General features: G+C 64.4%; 19 protein-coding genes. 5 read left to right on the forward strand and 14 right to left on the reverse strand.

Annotated features, from left to right (window positions below):
- The first annotated feature begins 30 nt into the window (after positions 1-30).
- Both ACFQU1_RS06770 and hutC (ACFQU1_RS06775) read left to right on the forward strand, forming a co-directional pair.
- Positions 31-1,377, forward strand: a complete 1,347-nt coding sequence (locus ACFQU1_RS06770) for a formimidoylglutamate deiminase (RefSeq protein ID WP_378130618.1) — start codon at positions 31-33, stop codon at positions 1,375-1,377.
- Entirely contained in the window at positions 1,374-2,099 is a 726-nt protein-coding gene (hutC, locus tag ACFQU1_RS06775) for a histidine utilization repressor (protein ID WP_378130620.1), read from the forward strand. Before ACFQU1_RS06770 ends, hutC (ACFQU1_RS06775) begins: the two co-directional genes overlap by 4 nt.
- 5 nt (positions 2,100-2,104) lie before the next feature.
- Here the strand turns inward: hutC (ACFQU1_RS06775) and ACFQU1_RS06780 are convergent, their stop codons facing one another.
- From ACFQU1_RS06780 to ACFQU1_RS06825, 10 genes are all read right to left on the reverse strand, one after another.
- Positions 2,105-3,043, reverse strand: coding sequence for an ABC transporter ATP-binding protein (locus ACFQU1_RS06780; protein ID WP_378130622.1), 939 nt, complete (start codon positions 3,041-3,043; stop codon positions 2,105-2,107).
- A gap of 18 nt (positions 3,044-3,061) precedes the next feature.
- Complete coding sequence (locus tag ACFQU1_RS06785) at positions 3,062-3,697, reverse strand: ABC transporter permease (RefSeq protein ID WP_378130624.1); 636 nt, start codon at positions 3,695-3,697, stop codon at positions 3,062-3,064.
- The gene (locus tag ACFQU1_RS06790) at positions 3,694-4,326 is read right to left on the reverse strand and encodes an ABC transporter permease (protein WP_378130626.1); all 633 of its coding nucleotides are present in this window, start codon (positions 4,324-4,326) and stop codon (positions 3,694-3,696) included. Before ACFQU1_RS06790 ends, ACFQU1_RS06785 begins: the two co-directional genes overlap by 4 nt.
- Positions 4,327-4,413: 87 nt before the next feature.
- Entirely contained in the window at positions 4,414-5,418 is a 1,005-nt protein-coding gene (locus ACFQU1_RS06795) for an ornithine cyclodeaminase family protein (RefSeq protein WP_378130628.1), read from the reverse strand.
- Between the two features lie 144 nt (positions 5,419-5,562).
- Positions 5,563-6,447: a glycine betaine ABC transporter substrate-binding protein gene (locus ACFQU1_RS06800; protein ID WP_378130630.1), complete on the reverse strand. Its 885-nt coding sequence runs from the start codon at positions 6,445-6,447 to the stop codon at positions 5,563-5,565.
- Positions 6,448-6,521: 74 nt separating this feature from the next.
- The gene (hutH, locus tag ACFQU1_RS06805; protein WP_378130632.1) at positions 6,522-8,045 is read right to left on the reverse strand and encodes a histidine ammonia-lyase; all 1,524 of its coding nucleotides are present in this window, start codon (positions 8,043-8,045) and stop codon (positions 6,522-6,524) included.
- Positions 8,042-8,812 (reverse strand): histidine utilization repressor, encoded by a 771-nt coding sequence (hutC, locus tag ACFQU1_RS06810; protein ID WP_378130634.1) that lies wholly within the window; start codon positions 8,810-8,812, stop codon positions 8,042-8,044. Before hutC (ACFQU1_RS06810) ends, hutH begins: the two co-directional genes overlap by 4 nt.
- Before the next feature lie 234 nt (positions 8,813-9,046).
- Positions 9,047-9,841 (reverse strand): SDR family NAD(P)-dependent oxidoreductase, encoded by a 795-nt coding sequence (locus ACFQU1_RS06815; protein ID WP_378130637.1) that lies wholly within the window; start codon positions 9,839-9,841, stop codon positions 9,047-9,049.
- 10 nt (positions 9,842-9,851) lie between these two features.
- Entirely contained in the window at positions 9,852-10,556 is a 705-nt protein-coding gene (locus ACFQU1_RS06820; protein ID WP_378130639.1) for a glutathione S-transferase family protein, read from the reverse strand.
- Entirely contained in the window at positions 10,553-11,530 is a 978-nt protein-coding gene (locus tag ACFQU1_RS06825; RefSeq protein WP_378130641.1) for a DMT family transporter, read from the reverse strand. The genes ACFQU1_RS06820 and ACFQU1_RS06825 overlap by 4 nt, the downstream gene beginning before the upstream one ends.
- Before the next feature lie 234 nt (positions 11,531-11,764).
- Here ACFQU1_RS06825 and ACFQU1_RS06830 point away from each other — a divergent pair, with 234 nt between their 5' ends.
- On the forward strand, positions 11,765-12,349 hold the full coding sequence (locus ACFQU1_RS06830) for a TetR/AcrR family transcriptional regulator (protein ID WP_378130643.1): 585 nt from the start codon (positions 11,765-11,767) through the stop codon (positions 12,347-12,349).
- 245 nt (positions 12,350-12,594) lie between these two features.
- On the opposite strand, the gene ACFQU1_RS06835 is transcribed toward ACFQU1_RS06830, so the two are convergent.
- From ACFQU1_RS06835 to ACFQU1_RS06850, 4 genes are all read right to left on the reverse strand, one after another.
- The gene (locus ACFQU1_RS06835; protein ID WP_378130645.1) at positions 12,595-12,897 is read right to left on the reverse strand and encodes a carboxymuconolactone decarboxylase family protein; all 303 of its coding nucleotides are present in this window, start codon (positions 12,895-12,897) and stop codon (positions 12,595-12,597) included.
- A gap of 253 nt (positions 12,898-13,150) precedes the next feature.
- The gene (locus tag ACFQU1_RS06840) at positions 13,151-13,942 is read right to left on the reverse strand and encodes a molybdopterin-binding protein (RefSeq protein WP_378130647.1); all 792 of its coding nucleotides are present in this window, start codon (positions 13,940-13,942) and stop codon (positions 13,151-13,153) included.
- Positions 13,939-14,790 carry a cytochrome b/b6 domain-containing protein gene (locus ACFQU1_RS06845; RefSeq protein WP_378130649.1) on the reverse strand — a complete coding sequence of 284 codons (852 nt, stop codon included), beginning with the start codon at positions 14,788-14,790 and terminating at the stop codon, positions 13,939-13,941. The genes ACFQU1_RS06840 and ACFQU1_RS06845 overlap by 4 nt, the downstream gene beginning before the upstream one ends.
- A gap of 86 nt (positions 14,791-14,876) precedes the next feature.
- Positions 14,877-15,164 carry a pentapeptide MXKDX repeat protein gene (locus tag ACFQU1_RS06850; RefSeq protein ID WP_378130650.1) on the reverse strand — a complete coding sequence of 96 codons (288 nt, stop codon included), beginning with the start codon at positions 15,162-15,164 and terminating at the stop codon, positions 14,877-14,879.
- A 205-nt stretch (positions 15,165-15,369) separates the two neighbouring features.
- Here ACFQU1_RS06850 and ACFQU1_RS06855 point away from each other — a divergent pair, with 205 nt between their 5' ends.
- Together ACFQU1_RS06855 and ACFQU1_RS06860 are read left to right on the forward strand one after the other, a co-directional pair.
- Positions 15,370-15,897 (forward strand): sigma-70 family RNA polymerase sigma factor, encoded by a 528-nt coding sequence (locus ACFQU1_RS06855; protein WP_378131596.1) that lies wholly within the window; start codon positions 15,370-15,372, stop codon positions 15,895-15,897.
- Positions 15,894-16,532, forward strand: coding sequence for an NrsF family protein (locus ACFQU1_RS06860; protein ID WP_378130652.1), 639 nt, complete (start codon positions 15,894-15,896; stop codon positions 16,530-16,532). The genes ACFQU1_RS06855 and ACFQU1_RS06860 overlap by 4 nt, the downstream gene beginning before the upstream one ends.
- Positions 16,533-16,541 lie beyond the last annotated feature (9 nt).

Genomic DNA, 16,541 nt, shown 5'->3' on the forward strand with positions numbered 1-16,541 from the left:
GCTCGTCACAGGCAAGGGAGAGAGGACAGCATGGCCACGCTTCATGCGGCAACGGCACTTCTGCCGGAGGGCTGGCGGGACGATGTGCGGCTGACGATCGCCGACGGCCGTATCGCCAAGGTGGAGACTGGCGTTCAGCCCGACGCGGCGGACGAGCGGCATCGCCTCCTCGTTCCGGCCATGCCGAACCTGCACAGCCACGCCTTCCAGCGCGCCATGGCGGGCCTCACAGAGCTGCGCGGCCCGGGCGAGGACAGCTTCTGGAGCTGGCGCACGGTGATGTACAAATTTGCGCTGTCGATGACGCCGGAGCATGTCGAGGCCGTCGCTGCGAAGCTTTACATGGAAATGCTCGAGGCGGGCTTTGGTCGCGTCGGCGAGTTTCATTATCTCCACCACGCGACTGACGGGCAGCCTTACGCCCAGATCGCCGAAATGGCGGAACGGATCGCCGCGGCGAGCGCCGAGACGGGCATCGCGCTGACGCTGCTGCCGGTCTTCTATGCCCATTCCGGCTTCGGCGGCGAGCCGCCGATCGAGGGCCAGCGACGCTTCATCAACTCGCTCGACGGCTTCGCAAAGCTTCTCGACGGCTGCCGGAAAATTACCTCCGGCCTTGCCGGCGCCGCGCTCGGGGTTGCCCCGCACAGCCTGCGCGCCGTGACGCCGGACGAGCTTGCGAAGGTGGCGCCTCTCGCCGGCGCAGGGCCGATCCATATCCATGTCGCCGAACAGGTGAAGGAGGTGGAGGATTGCCTCGCCTGGTCTGGCGCGCGGCCGATCGAATGGCTGATGGCGAATATGCCCGTCTCCGGGCAATGGTGCCTGATCCACGCGACGCATATGACCGACGACGAGACGCGGCAGATGGCGAAAAGCGGCGCCGTGGCCGGCCTCTGCCCGGTGACGGAAGCCAATCTCGGCGACGGCATCTTCCCGGCACGCGCCTTTCTCGACGAGGGCGGCCGCTTCGGCGTCGGGTCGGATTCCAACGTGCTGATCTCCGTGCCGGAGGAACTGCGCCAGCTCGAATATTCGCAGCGCCTCGCCTTGCGGGCGCGCAATGTGGTCGCGGCGCCGGGCAGCTCGACCGGGCGGATGCTCTTCGATCAGGCGCTTGCCGGCGGCCGGGCAGCGCTCGCGGCGCCGGCCGGGCTTGCCGAGAGCCGTTTCGCTGATATCGTCGCGCTCGACATCAAAGATCTCACCCACCTCTCCCATGATCAGATCCTCGACCACTGGATATTCGCGGGCGGTGTGTCCGTCGACGCTGTCTGGGCGCTCGGCCGCAAGCAGGTCGAGAACGGCCGCCATCGCCGCCGCGATATGATTGACCGACGGTTCGCCGCCGTGATGCAAGACCTCACGGCCTCATGACGACCGGCAAAGAGGCCACGCTGCACAGCCGCATTCTGAGCGACATCGAGCGGCGCATCGTTTCCGGCCAATGGCCTCCGGGATACCGCCTGCCCTTCGAGGTCGACCTCGCCGCGCACTATGGCTGCTCGCGCATGACGGCGAACAAGGTGCTGACGCATCTCGCACGCACCGGCCTCATCGAGCGGCGCAAGAAGTCGGGTAGCTTCGTGGCTCAGCCGGTGACGCAGGCCGCCGTGCTCGAAATCCACGATATCGAGGCAGAGGTTCGCTCGCTCAAGCTTCCCTATTCGTACAAACTCGTCAAACGAAGCAAGCGGACGGCAAAGCCCGCGGACAGAACGCATATGGAACTCCCCGACGGGGCGTCGGTGCTTGATCTCGTCTGCATCCACCATGCGGGCGAGCGCCCTTTCTGCCTGGAGCGGCGCCTCATCAGCCTCTCGACCGTGCCCGAGGCCGCCGATGAAGACTTCTCGACGACGGCCCCCGGCAGCTGGCTCATCAGCCGCGTGCCTTGGAGTGCCGCGGAACACCGCATCTATGCGCTGGCCGCCGGAGCGGAGGCTGCCGAAGCGCTCGCCATCCCCCGAACCGCGCCCTGCCTTGCCGTCGAGCGCCGCACCTGGAGCAGCACCGGCCCGGTGACCTTCGTGCGTTTCACCTATCCCGGCGACCGGCACGCGCTGGTGGCGCGCTTCACGCCCGGCGGAGAAACATAGCCCGGTCAGCGATGCGCGGAGAGCACCGCCTCCCGCGACAGATAGCCGACGGTCGCACCGTCATCGGCCTTCACGTCGAGGCCGGCGAGATCGTCGGCGAGGATCAGCGCCAAGGCGGAATGGAGGCTCGCGCTCGGCCCGATGGATACGCCCGCCGGCCGCGAACCGGCAGGCCCCATCGCGCTCGCCACCTCGATCAGGCTCAACCGCTTGATCGCCCTGTCCGGACCGAGGAAGTTCTTCACGAATTCATCGGCGGGATGAGCCAGGATCGCCTCTGGCGTATCATATTGCAGCAGCTTGCCGTCCCGCATGATGGCGATGCGATCGCCCATCTTGATCGCTTCCTCGAGATCATGGGTGACGATGACAACGGTCTTGCTGACCCTTTTCAGGATCTGCCGAAATTCGTCCTGCAGCCGGACGCGGGTGATCGGGTCGATCGCGCCGAAAGGCTCGTCCATCAGCATGATGGCGGGATCGGCGGCGAGCGCGCGCGCAAAGCCGACGCGCTGGCGCTGCCCGCCGGATAGCTCATGCGGCAGGCGCTTGCGCATGACCGCGGGGTCGAGGCCGACGAGGTCGAGCAATTCGTCGATGCGGCGGTCGGTCTTCACCTTGTCCCAGCCGATGAGGCGCGGCACCGTGGCGATGTTCCGCTCGATCGTCATATGCGGAAAAAGCCCCACCTGCTGAATGACATAGCCGATGCTGCGCCTGAGCTCCTTCTGATCGGTTTCGGCGACGTCACGGCCGTTCACCAGCACCCGGCCGGAAGACGGCGTCTCCAGGCGGTTGATCATGCGCATGGTCGTCGTCTTGCCGCAGCCGGAAGGCCCGATCATCGCGACCGTCATGCCCGTCTCGATCTCGAGGTCGAGATCGTCGACGGCATGGCGCTCACTAGCCGGATAGGTCTTCGTCACGTGGTCGAGGCGTATCATGTTATTCGCAGCCCCCGGTCATCGTCTTTGCGTGAGGGATCGCTCGAGCCTGCCGAGCAGCAGCTCGGCAAGGATGGCGAGAAGGGCGATGGGAAGCGCGCCGACGAGCAGGCGCGGCATATTCATGATGGCGATGCCCGCGTTGATGAAATCGCCAAGCCCGCCCCCACCGATGAAGGAGGCGAGCGCCGCGCCACCGATCAACTGGATGGCGCTCGTGCGGATGCCGGAGAGGATGGACGGCACGGAAAGCGGCGCTTCGATCTGCCAGAGGATGTCACCGCGCCCCATGCCCATGCCGTTGGCGGCATCGAGAATAGAAGGCTCGATCTCCCGGATGCCGACGATCGTGCTGAGGAGGAGCGGCGGCACCGCCAGCACGACGAGGGCGATGATCGACGGCAGAAGACCGATGCCGAGGATAGGCATTGCCGCCGACAGGATCGCAAGGCTCGGGATCGATCTGAGCGAACCGGCGATGTTGATGGCGATGAAGGAGCCGCGCCGCGATCTCGCAACGAGAAATCCGAGCGGAATGGCGATCACCAGCGCGATGCCGAGCGAGATCGCGCACATCAGCACATGGCGATTGAAGGCGCTGAAGAAATTGCCCGGATTGTCGAGAATCCACTGGAAGGCTTCGATGACGATCATGACGCCGGCCTCCCGCTGCGGCGGCGAATTATTCTCTCGATCGACGCGAAGAGATAATCGGCGAAAAGGGCGAGCGCCGAGGTGAGCAGACCGCCGGCGATGATTTTCTCCGGAAAGCGCTGGTCGATGCCTTCGAAGATGATGACGCCGAGGCCGCCGGCGTTGATATAGGCGGCGACGGTCGCGATGCCGATCACCGTCACCATGGCGATGCGAATGCCAGCCACGATGAACGGCATGGCGAGCGGCAACTCGACCTCCCAGAGCCGGCGCAGCGTGCCATAGCCCATGCCATGCGCGGCATCGAGCACGTCACGCGGAATGGCCTGGAAGCCGAGCCCGATATTGCGGATCAGGATCATGAGCGAATAGGCGGCAAGACCGACGATGGCCGGCGCTGCACCGATGCCGAGAGTGGGGATGAGGAGCGCAAAGAGCGCAAGACTGGGAATGGCGAAGAGAATACCGGTGACGACCACGATCGTGTTGAAGGTATTCGGCCGACGAGCCGCCCAAATGCCGACGATCAGCGAGATCACCAAGGCGATCCCTACCGAGGAAAAGACCAAATAGAGATGCTCCAGCAAGGCCTCGAGAAGCCGGTCGATATTCCTGGGGACCCATTTCATCGGGCGGCTCCTTTCCCCAAACGGCCATGCATCTGTCGTTTGTCCATCATCGGGACCTGAACATCTCGTCCTGGGCTCCGTCGCCGGTCACGCGAAACGCAGCCGCTGGCCGATGCCGCGCGCCTTCGCCTTCTCGACCATCGCCGCGCCAAGCGCCACATCCGTGGTGCTAAGGCCGCGATGCCAGAAGAGGACGGTCTCGTCGTCGCTTTCGCGACCGGGTTTCATCCCGCAGACGATCTGGCCGATTTCGGCGTGGAGGTTCTCCGCCGTGACCTTGCCTTCGTCCACATGCCGGCGAAGCGCACCGAAGGGCCGGCCGGGGCCGCATTGTCCCCAATCGTCGACCACGACCTTGTCCATGATGTCGGTCAGGTCGAATTCAAGCGCACTCATGGTGCCGTAGGGGACGACGAAAGCGCCCTTCTTCACCCATGCGGTCTTGAAGAGCGGCGTGGGCTCGGGCAGGCGGCTTGCCTCCACCATGATGTCGGCGTCCTTGAGGCAGTCCTCCCAGTTGTCGGTGACCGTGATCTTCTTGCCGAGATCCTTCTCGAGCCGGGCGGCGAAGGCATTGCGGCTTTCGGGGCGGCGGGAATGGACGCGGATTTCTTCGAAATCGAAGAGATGATCGAGAAGGCGGACATTCCAATAGGAGGTGCCGCGGGCACCGATATGGCCCAGCACCTTGCTGTTCCTGCGCGCGAGATATTTTGCGCCGAGCGCGGTGACGGCGCCGGTGCGCATATCGGTGATCGCGGTTGCGTCGATCACCGCCTTCGGCACGCCCGTGCGTGGATCGAACAGATTGAGCACGGCCATTTCCGATGGCAGGCCGACCTTGTAGTTGTCAACGAAGTCGCCGACGACTTTGACACCGGCATAGTCGAGCGGCTTCACATAGCCGCGCAGAACATTGAAATGACCCTTGTCGGAGCTTTCGGGCACCAGATGAACACGCGGTTCGATGACGGTTTCACCGCGGCCTTGCGCGTCCAGTGCCTTCTCGACCGCGCCGAGAATTTCGTCGTTGCTGAGGGCGAGCGCCTTGGCGTCGAGCGCGTTGAGATAGTCGATCCAGATTTCCTGCATTCCCGTTCTCCAGGGATAGTGCGGTTCTAACCGCATCATTGGCGGCGGCCGGCCGGCGCGCGACGCCGGTCCACGGCCGCGTGAGGCGGTCTTGGCAACCCTCGGTCGGACGGCAGGTGCGATGTCCCGCCGCCTCGGTCGACGTCAGGGCAACAGACCCTTTTCCTTCAGGAAGTCCTCGGCGACGTCCTTCGGCTCTTCATGGTCGTTTTCGACCTTGGCGTTGAGAACGCGCATGGTGTCATTGTCCAGGTGCGACCCGAGCGATTCCAGCACTTCGGCGACCTTCGGATTGGCATCGAGGACCTGCTGGCGCACGATCGGCGCGACGTAATAGGGCGGGAACAGGCCCTTGTCGTCGTCGAGCACCTTGAAATCCTTGGTGCCGATCTGCCAGTCGGTGGCAGATCCATTGGCGACATCGATATCCTTCTGCGAAAGGGCATCATAACGCAGGCCGAGCTTGGCGAACTGCTTGTTGTCCTTGAAGGCGATGCCATAAATGCGCTTCAGCCCGGGCAGGCCGTCCGGACGGTCGGCGAATTCCGAGCCGGCGCCCAAGACCAGATTGGGCGAGACCTTGGCGAGATCCGTCAAAGTCTTCAGTCCTTGCGCATCGGCAGCCTCGCGACGCATCAGGATCACATAGGTATTGTTGATGCCGGTCGGCTTAAGCCATGCAACATTGAAGTTCTTGGCGTAGAACTCCTTGACGTCGTTGTAGACCTTGGCCGGATCGGGCGACATCGTGCCCTTGACGACGGCCGACAGGGCGGTGCCGGTGTATTCGGGATAAAGGTCGATCTGGCCGGTGGTCAGCGCCTGCTGGGCGATGAGCGTACCGCCAAGGTTGATCTTGCGCTCTACTTTGAAACCGGCATGTTCGAGAAGAGCGGCATACATCTCGGCCAGGATATACTGCTCGGTGAAGTTCTTGCTGCCGACCTTGATGGTGGCTGCCGTGGCCGGCGTGAGCGCGGCGGCGGCGGAAGCGGCGACAGCGATGGCGGACAGAATCAATCGTTTCATCGTCATTCCCTCTGGCTATTCACGGTCGACCGTCGGCATGCCGACAGAGCGAATTCAGGTCTTTTCAACTCTTCTCATTGCTTATAGACGTCTTCACCACCCGTGGATGAAGCGCGGATCAGCTCGGCTAGTCTTTGGAAATCCGGCCCTTGGGCCCGGTCTTCGCTCAGCGGCGGGACATGCTCGCGGACGAAGCCATAGGCAGCCCGCGTGCCCTCGCCCAGTTCCCTTTGCACGCCGCGCAGCTCCACTGCCTGGGCGGAGGCAATGAGCTCGATGGCGACGAGGTAGCGCAGGCGCTCGATGATCGCCTCGGTCTTGGCGAGAACGCTCGGTGCGAGCGAGGCCTGATCCTCCACCCCATCGGCGACGGCTAGGGGCGTGAGCGAAACGGGCGCGGCGAGGTGGCGGATTTCGGCTTCGAGCGCCGAGATCGTCTTCTGCACCGTGGCGAAGCCCGTCCGGCTCTGCCCCAGCGACGTGAGAAAGCGCGGGAGGTCGGACATTCCCGGCGACATGATCTTCATCGATCTGTGCGCCGTTGCCGCGGCGCAATGAGCGAGCGCCTGGCCCAAATGCTCCCAGGCCAGCACGAAGGCCGTCATGTCGAAATTGCCGTGTGACAGAATAAGTCCCTCGGCGGCGAGCACGACGGGATTGTCGCCGGAACTCGCGATCTCGATCTCGGTAGCCTGGCGAGCCTCGCCGATGGCGTGAAGGAGCGCGCCCGAGACCTGCGGCGCGCAGCGGTAGCTCAGCGGATCCTGCAGCCGCCGGGCGACGCCTTCGGCGAGCAGCGAGCTTCCGCTCAGCAGCGCACGCAGGCGCGCCGCCGCCTCGCGCTGGCCGAACGCCGGCCTCGTGGCGAGCGCCCGGTCATCGAAAGCCGTCACATTGGCGCGGAAGGCTTCGAAATTGAGCGCGAGAGCCGCAAGCGACCAGTCGAACAGGCGCTCGATGTCGCCGAGGCAGAGGCAGGCGCGTCCGACCGAAAGGCTGTTGGCGACGACGAGCGCATGGCCGTCCTTGGGCGCGAGCCGTAGCGGCTGAAGTCCAGCCCGGCGCAACGCTTCGTCCGCCGCCATGACTTCGCCACGCCACTCGGCTTCGCCATCGCCGAGAAGCGCGCGCGCCATATGCGCGAGGGGCGCGAGATCGCCGGCGCCGATCGAGCCGAGCGACGGCACCACCGGATGAAAGCCGGCATTCAGGGCTGCGACGAGGCCGGAAAAGACCGGCAGCGAGACGCCGCTGCCGCCGGCGGCCATGCCGGCGAGCCTCGCCGCCATCATGGCGCGCACCGTCTCGCGCGGCAGGGCAACGCCGACGCCCACCGCGCGCGCCTGCGGCACGCGCATCTGGAAGGCGACGAGGTCGTCGGTCGCAAGACGCGTGTCGACACCGGCGCCGAGCCCGGTCGTCAGGCCGTAGACCGGCGTATCATCCGCCACATAGCGATCGACAACGGCGCGGGCGGCAAGAATCCTCTCCTCGACCTCCGGCGAAATCGCCACCTGCGCATTGCCTCTGGCGATGGCGACGATGTCGCCGACCGTGGGCGCGGTGCGCGTGAACACGACGGGGCCTTCAGCCTTCATTCGCCCCTCCCCTTCAGGAGCGCGAGCGGCTTGCCCGGCCCCTTGCCCGATCGCGCTTCCAGCCGATATTTGTCGCCGGGATAGGACAGCAGCGCACAGGTCACGACCGCCGCGCCGGACCAGGTACGACGAAATACCCTGAGGCAAGGCTGATCCGGCTTCATGCCGAGAAGCTTTCGCACCATGGCGTCGGGCTTTATCGCCTCGACGAAATGCTCGAATTCGGTGATCGGAGCGACCTTGGTCAGATATTCATTGGGCGTGATCTTGGCGAAATCATTGGACAGATATTTGGGCGCTACGATCGGATTGACGTAGCGTTCCTCGATCTGGATCGGCTGCTCGTCCTCGAAGTGCACGATCAGCGTGTGCATCACCTCGATACCGGGCTCGAGATCGAGCGACTGGGCCACCTTCGCATCCGCCTCGATGCGGTCCGCCACCAGCACCTGCGCGGTATGACGATGACCGCGGCTCGCAATCTCCTCGGCAATGTTCTTGATCTGCAGGAGGTCGATGTCCTGGCGCTGCGATGCGACGAAAGTGCCGAGCCCTGCGCTGCGCGTCAGGACGCCTTCGAACATCAGTTCCCGCAAGGCCCGATTGGCGGTCATGCGGCTGACGCCGAAGGAGGAGACGAGCTCGCTTTCCGAATAGACGCGATCACCGGGCTTCAACTCGCCCTCGGCGATCATCGCCATAATCTTTTCTTTGATCCGCAGGTAATGCGGTGCATCACCTGCAGGTTTCGGCTTCGCAGCTGTCACGCCAACCTCGCGATTGAACAGTCGAGACCGGCGAAGCCGAAGGCGGGAGCGGTTGCCCCGCCCATCGCGGATCCTGCTGCTGCGGAGGAGGTCATGACCTGGGTGTGCCTCGATCGGCTGATGACCTGTATATACAGGCACAGGCAATCGAGCTTTGCAAGACACCAAATTCACGGTGTTGAAAATTATCGCCGGGCGTCCTCGCCCGGCGTCATCGCCCTCCCCGCCGCGCCTTCAGAGCGCCGCGTGATCTTTGACGGCGTCTTCCAGCGCCGGCTTCAGGGAAAGAAAACGCTCGTCGACAGCGGCCGGATCATCGCGATTGAGCGCGATCATCTTGGCGCGAGCCTCCCCACCCCGGATCACCTCGAAGGCATTGGCTTCAATGCCCTCGATGATGGCCTGCGCGACGGCCGAAGCCGGCTCGCGCGAGAAACCGAGCTCCGGGCCGGCCCGGTTCGACTTCATCATCGGCGTATCCGTTCCGCCGGGATAGGCGGTCATCACATGGATGCCCTCGCCCTTCAGCTCACGGCGCAGAGCCTCCCCGAAATGGGCGAGCCCCGCCTTCACCGCCGCATAGGTCGCGTAGAAGGGTGCGCCGACCAGCGCAATTCCCGACGCGACATTGACGACGGCCGCCTCACCGCTCGCGCGGAGCGCCGGCAGTGCCGCACGCGTCAGGAGGATCGGGGCGAGAAGGTCGACGGCGACCATCGCCTCGATCTCCTCCTCTGAGGTGTTCTCCAGCCGGCCGGCGCGCACGCCGCCGGCATTGTTGATGAGGATGTCGAGCCCCCCGAGGGTCTCGGTCCCCTTCGCCAGCGTCGCCGAACGGCCTTCCCGCGTCGCTACGTCCGCGGCCACGCCGGATGCCGATTCGAGCTCGCGCAGGGCGGCATCGAGAACCTCCTGCCGCCGGCCGGTGACGAAGACCTTCGCCCCTTTGGCGATGAGAGCATGCGCCGTTGCGAGGCCGATGCCGCTCGTGCCGCCGGTGATGAGAACGTGTTTGCCCGCGACTTTCATCGCTTGTTCCTCATGCCACCGGGGAATAGTTCGACGGGAAGAGCGCGCGCTTCGTCTCTTCGTCGTTGACGGATTTGAAGGCATGGTCTTTTCCGACCACCTTCGCCCGTGCCGCTGCCGGCCGCGCATCGACCATCGCGAACCACCGCTTGATCTCGGGATAGGACGCCAAGGGGTCCTCGGCCCCCTTCAGCACGCGCGAGGCGCGGGCAAGCCAGCCCCAGGCGGAGATATCGGCGATGGTGTAGCTGCCGCCGACGATGAATTCGCGCCCGGCGAGATGATCATTCAGAACCTGGTAGTGCCGCTCGGCCTCCCACCGATAGCGGTTGACCGCATAGGCAAGACCTTCCGGCGCGGCATACTGGAAATGCACGGCCTGGCCGGAGAAGGGGCCGAGCCCCGTGCCGACAAACATGAGCCAGGAGAGGAGTTCCGGCCGATCCTCCGGCGCGCCGAGAAACTTGCCGGTCTTCTCCGCGAGATAAAGCAGGATCGCCGTCGAATCGAAGACGCGGGCTTCCCGGCCGCCGGGTCCATCGGTGTCGACGATCGCCGGAACCTTGCCGTTCGGGTTGATCTCACGAAAAGCAGGCGCGTGCTGCTCGCCCTTGCTGGTATCGACCGGAACGGTTTCATAGGGCAGCCCCGCCTCTTCCAAGAAAAGCGCGACTTTCGCCGGGTTCGGCGTCGGATGGAAATAGAACCGGATCATGGATCTTCCTTTCGTTTCGACGATGTCGGGGAGGCTTCAGCCGCGCGCACCGGCTTTGCCGCGAGAAGGACGCCGGCGACGATCGCGACGATCGCCGCGGCTTCAGCCGGTGCCGGCCACTCGCCGAGCACGGGAATGGCCAGCAAGGTGGCAACGGCAGGAACGAGCGCGATGATCGCGGTTGCGGCCGAAGGCCCGAGCAACGAGACCGCCCGGTTGAAAGTGATGACGGCGACCACGCTCATGAGAATGCCCTGATAGATGGCCTGGAACGCAACTTCGCCGGCTGAGGCCATCCCGAGGTGGCTCAAGCCGAGGAGCCCATAAGCGGGCACGAAAAGCAGGGCGGACCAGACGCAGATGAGTGCGGCCGACTGGATCGAGGTCAGGCCGCTGCGCCGGAAGAGAAGCGTGTAGACCGCCCACATCGCCGCGGCGAGAAGCAGCGCGGCGATACCCCAGGGGTTCGGCGCGCCATGCGCGGCCGTTCCCGCGACGATGAGGAAGGCCAGCCCGACGATGATGGCCACATAGCCGAGCCAGCGCGCCCAGCCCTGTCTTTCGCGCAGAAAGAGCCAGCCGAGCAGACCGGCAAAGATGGGCATTGTCGTCGGTGCGACCGAAGCCGCCTGGGCGGCCGAGGTGAGCGTCAGGCCGAGCGCCACGAGAAGGACAAAGGGCATTCCCCAGAGCAGTGCAAAGACGAGGCCCTCGAGCCAGGCCTTGGGCGGCAGGCGGCGTCCGGGCCAGAGCAGCATCGGGGCGAGCAGAAGGCCGCCGATGCCGAAGCGAAGCACCATGATGTCCGAGATCCCCAATTCGCGCGTGACGCTGAACCGCGTCACGACGAACCAGCCGGAGAAAATCGCCACCGAGAGCGCGGCCCAGGCAAGACCGGCGACGACCGAGCGAGACAAGCGCCGCGGCCGGGGCGACGCGCCGACGCTCGGCTCGACGGCCGGAGTGAGCTCCACGTCCACGGTTATCCTGCTCGCCTTGCCCACATCGCCAGCGACGCGCGCTCGGACCTTGGCCTGCTGCGGTCGATTGCGCCGAACTCGAAGGTGGCTCGCCGATCCGGAGCAATCACGTGGGTCACCATCCGTTGCGCTTCAGAACACTGGCGGTTGCGTTTTAGAACGCCTGTTTTAGAATGCATGTTCAGCGAGAGCTGGCAAGATGCAATCGCGCGACAGGGGGGATTACGAGTGGCGAGGCCGAGAGAGTTCGATGAAGCTGCCGTTCTCGCGGCCGCGGTGGGCTGCTTCTGGGCCCGCGGCTATGAGGGCACATCTGTCCGGGACCTGATCGAACAGACGGGCGTCACGGGCGCGAGCCTCTATAACGCCTTCGGCGACAAGCGCGCCCTCTATCAGAAGGCGCTCGATCATTACCTCGACGAGAGCGTGGCGACCCGCATCCGACGCTGCGGCGCGATGCCCCCGCGCGAGGCGATCCATGCCTTTTTCGCGGAGATCGTCGCCCGCTCTCTGGGCGATCCGGAATGCAAAGGCTGCATGCTCGTGAATGCAGCGCTCGAAGTGGCCCCGCACGATCCCGAATTCCGGCATGTCGTCACGCAAGTCCTCGTCGAGATCGAGACATTCTTTCGCCGATGCATCGAGAAGGGCCGGGCTGACGGAACGATCGCCGCAAGCCAGCCGGCCGACGACCTTGCCCGCCACCTGCTCGGCATGCTCGTCGGGCTGCGCGTGCTCGCCCGGGTCCGGCCCGAGCGCGAACTGCTGGAAGGCATGGTTCGGCCGGCGCTGGCGCAACTCGATCGTCAGTAACGTGTTTAGGGACGCCGAAGGCCGCTCGACCGCGTGAAGGCTGGGCAGCCTGCTCACTCGAGCGTGAACGGTCACCGACATCAGTGCCGGGACGGCTGTAACCTTGGCCGCAACGCCAGAGAATTCAGCTTAGTATCCGCGAGAGCGGGTGGTCTCTCCGGATGGCGCCGAGCCGCCGACGATCAGCGAATGGGGACCGGCGCCCGATGCGCCAAGCCCGGGTGCCGGCCTGCCAAAAACCCTGTTCAGGTCAGCACATGTGTGGCGTGGGTGATCGCACCTCCCGCGCGGATCGCGGCGGCGACAACCGCTGCCTCCGAGAGCTGGGCATCGCTCGCGCCGGCAGCGCGGGCCGCCTTGGTATGGAGTTCAATGCAATAGGGGCACTGGGTGGTGAGTGCGACCGCAACAGCTATCAGTTGCTTATGAAGACCGGTCAACGCGCCGTCCGCGAAGGCCGCCTTGTCGAAGGCCCAGAATGCCTTCATGGCCTCGGGGGCATTCTCGTCGAGCTTCTTCAGGCGGCTCAAATTCTTCATATCGAACATAAGTGTACTCCTCCGATTAAACGGCGTGCCGTTCGGTTCTTTGGGAGCGCGATCGCTGATAGGTCGGGCAACCCTTAAAAGTATTCGTCCGTATCATGTTGGTGAAACAGAACATAATAAGAAGACGTTCATGATAGAATCGAGAATAGATCTCTCGATTTCCGATATCAATGGTCGGCCGCGGCCTTCTCCCGCTGAATGCAAGCGCAAAACGTCGCAGGCATCTGATGAGGCGCAGAAGAACTGAAAGGCGTCAGATGCCGCCGTACCAGTCGTAGCCGTTGTCTTCCCAATAACCGCCCTTGCCCCGGCCGAACCGGCTGAAGCTGTCCACTGCCTCGATCGCATGCACATATTTCGGCTGCTTGTAGCCGAGCGCCCGTTCGACGCGCACACGGATCGGCGCGCCATTGGCCACGGGAAGCGGCTGGCTGTTGAGGCCGTAGGCCAGAATGGTTTGAGGATGCCGCGCATCGACCAGATCGCAGCTCTCATAGTAACGGATCGGCCCGGAAGGGCCCTCGTCCATGGCATCGAAGCAATGGAAGACGAGATAGCGCGCGGAGGGCTTCAGTTTGGCTTCATCGAGGATGCGGGAGAGGGGCGTGCCCGTCCATTTGGCAATGCAGCTCCAGCCCTCGACGCAGTCGTGCCGCGTGATCTGTGTGCGCGACGGCATGTTGCGCAATTCCGCCAAAGAGTAGCTCGTCGGCTTTTCCACGAGCCCCGTGATGGTCAGGCGATAGGCGGAAAAATGACTCGCCTTGAGCGCCAGATATTCGGCCGACTGCGGATCGGTCGAACCGTTGGGCCGTTGGCCCTGTCGGATCTCGCTTTCGGAATATTCCGGCGCGAGCGCACCGTCCCGAATGAGCAGGCGTTGAGCCCGGTAGGTCAGGTCATTCGCCTTCTGCAGGAGCGCGCGCGCCTCGCTGTCACGGTCGCCGAGACCGTCGAACATATCGCATCCGGCCAGCATGAGGGACGAAGCTCCCACGGCGCCGAGGCCGAGAAGGCGCCTGCGGTCGAGAATGATCTTGTTCACGGCTTCATCTCCGGCTCCGGGGCCGGCTCGGGATCTGCACGATACCAGCCGGTGATCATGGAGCGCAGCTCGTTGAGCGGTCCCGCGGCCACCACCATCAGGATGTGCACGACGAAGAAGAGAACGAGCAGCGTCATGACGAGGAAATGGATCGTGCGGGCCGTCTGGCGGCCGCCGAAGAGGTCGAGCAGCCAGGGCCAGGCCGCATCCATGCCGGGGCTCATCGTCAGCCCGGTCAGAATCATGAGCGGCAGCAGCACGAACAGCACGCCGCAATAGGCGAATTTTTGCAGCACATTGTAATCGCGCGTGTGATGGAACCGGAACCGCGCATGGTCGGCCACGTCCCGCGGCAGATTGGCGATGTCCTTACCCGTCGGTGCAAGGTCGCGGCGAATATGGCCGTTGACAAGGCCGGCGATCAGCCAGACGAGCAAGGTCCCGACGAGCAGCCAGGCGAAAAAGAAATGCACCACCCGGCCGGTCGCGAGATCTTGGTAGGACGGGATGGTCAGCGCCGCCGGAAAGCCGCGAAAGCTCGGATTATCCGCAGGCCCGCTCAGGCCGAAGATTCCGGTCGTGTCGAAGGAATGTCCGAAGACCGTCGTTCGCCCACGCGGACCGTCGGGCGTATCGATGGCATCGAAATGGAGAATGGCATTGTCATAGCCGAAGCCGCTCTCCTGGCCGATATTGAGCGCAGGATGCGCATTGAAGATCTGCAGCCCCGACAACAGGAGGAAGAACAGGCATATGGCCCAGAGCCAATGCGTGATCCGCGTCCAGACCGATTGCCGATAGATGAGCGGGCCCGAAAGCTTCGCCCGGATGCCGCGATTGTCGTGCATGATCATACCCTCGCGTTTCCGCGAACCAACACACCTCGACACCGGCTCCGCATCTCCACCGGTGGAAATGCGGAGCCGGACGGCCATTACTTCGTCTTCGGAGCCATCGCGTCGCCATGCATGGCATCGCCCTTCATGGCATCGCCCTTCATGGCGCTTCCCTTCATCGCGTCGCCTTTCATGGCACTGCCCTTCATGGCGTCGCCGTGCATGGCATCGCCCTTCATGGCGCCGCCTTTCATGGCATCGCCGTGCATGGCATCGCCCTTCATGGCGCCGCCTTTCATGGCATCTTGGGCGAAGGCAGCACCGGCGGCGACGCTGGCCGTGGCGCAGATCAGGGCGAAGGCGGCATTACGAATGAAGCGGGTCATCGGTGAACTCCGGTTTCCGCGAGGTCAGCCGAGCCCCATGCCCGAGCCACTCGCGATGTCTCGAAGTTCGGAAGGAGGCGGCACCAGGTTACGGGCTCACGTCTTCGTGAACTAAGACGCGAGCATAGGATTGCCGATCGTGTAACTTCCGCTCCGCCAAAGCGAATGGGTTCACATGAGCGATTTGCCAGTTTTGGAAGATCGGCTGCGCAGTCTGATGCTGGCCTCGCTCGACGGCGATGCCGCGTCCTATCGCAGCCTGATGTCGGAACTGCGAGGTCATCTTCGCCGCTATTTCGGGCGGCGGTTGCGCGCCGATCTGCTCGACCAGGTCGAGGACCTTGTTCAGGAGACGCTTCTGGCCATGCACACCCGCCGTATGACATACGACCCGCGTCGGCCGTTTACGGCATGGATCTACGCGATTGCGCGGTACAAGCTCGTGGACTTGCTGCGTGGCCCGCAACAGCACAAGCATGTGCCGATCGACGATCTTTCGGATTTTCTGCGCGCCGGGCCCGACGAACTTGAAACCGCTGGCACACGCCAGGATCTCGACAAGGTTCTCGACACGCTGCCGAAGCGGGTGGGCACCCTCATTCGCCGCATCAAGGTCGAGGAACAATCGGTCGCCGAAGCGGCCGCGGCGAGCCGCATGTCGGAGGGTGCGGTCAAAGTCGCCGTGCATCGCGGCATGAAGGCCCTCGTCACGCGGTTCGGAGGCAAGTCATGACCGACGACCTGATCACTCGCCTCGCCGCCGATCTGAAGCCGCTGCGCCGCACGGCATTGCTCGAGCGCCTTGCGCTCGTTATCACGGCCGCCCTCGTCGTTTCAGCCGTGCTCATGTGGATCTGGCTCGGCTTGCGGCCCGACATGGCCGAGGCGACGAACACGGCGATCTTCTGGATCAAGTCGGCCTACACATTGATCTTGGGACTGTTCGGCGTCTGGGCGATCGAACGATTGGGCCGCCCCGGAACCAGGGGCAGAGTTCCACTCCTCGGCGCGTTGATCTGCTTCGTCGTCGTAAGCGTCGCCGCCGCCTTGAACTACATGTCGGCGCCCGCCCATGCCCGCGAGGAGATGCTCATGGGCGGGACAGCCTCCGTCTGCCCGCTCTATGTCATGGCGCTGTCCACGCCGTTCCTGGTCGCGGCGCTCGCTTTCATGCGCCGGCTCGCGCCGACCAGCCCAACATGGGCCGGGGCGGCAGCGGGACTGGCATCAGGAGCACTCGGCGCCTGGGTTTATTCCTTCCATTGCACGGAGCAGGGCCTGCCCTTCCTCGCCAGCTGGTATAGCTTGGGCATCGCGGCCGTTGCCGCCATCGGTGCGCTGCTCGGTAGGCGCCTCCTGCGGTGGTGAGTTCTCCGG

Origin of the sequence: Chelatococcus sp. GCM10030263, assembly GCF_042666455.1 — a bacterium.
GTDB lineage: Bacteria > Pseudomonadota > Alphaproteobacteria > Rhizobiales > Beijerinckiaceae > Chelatococcus.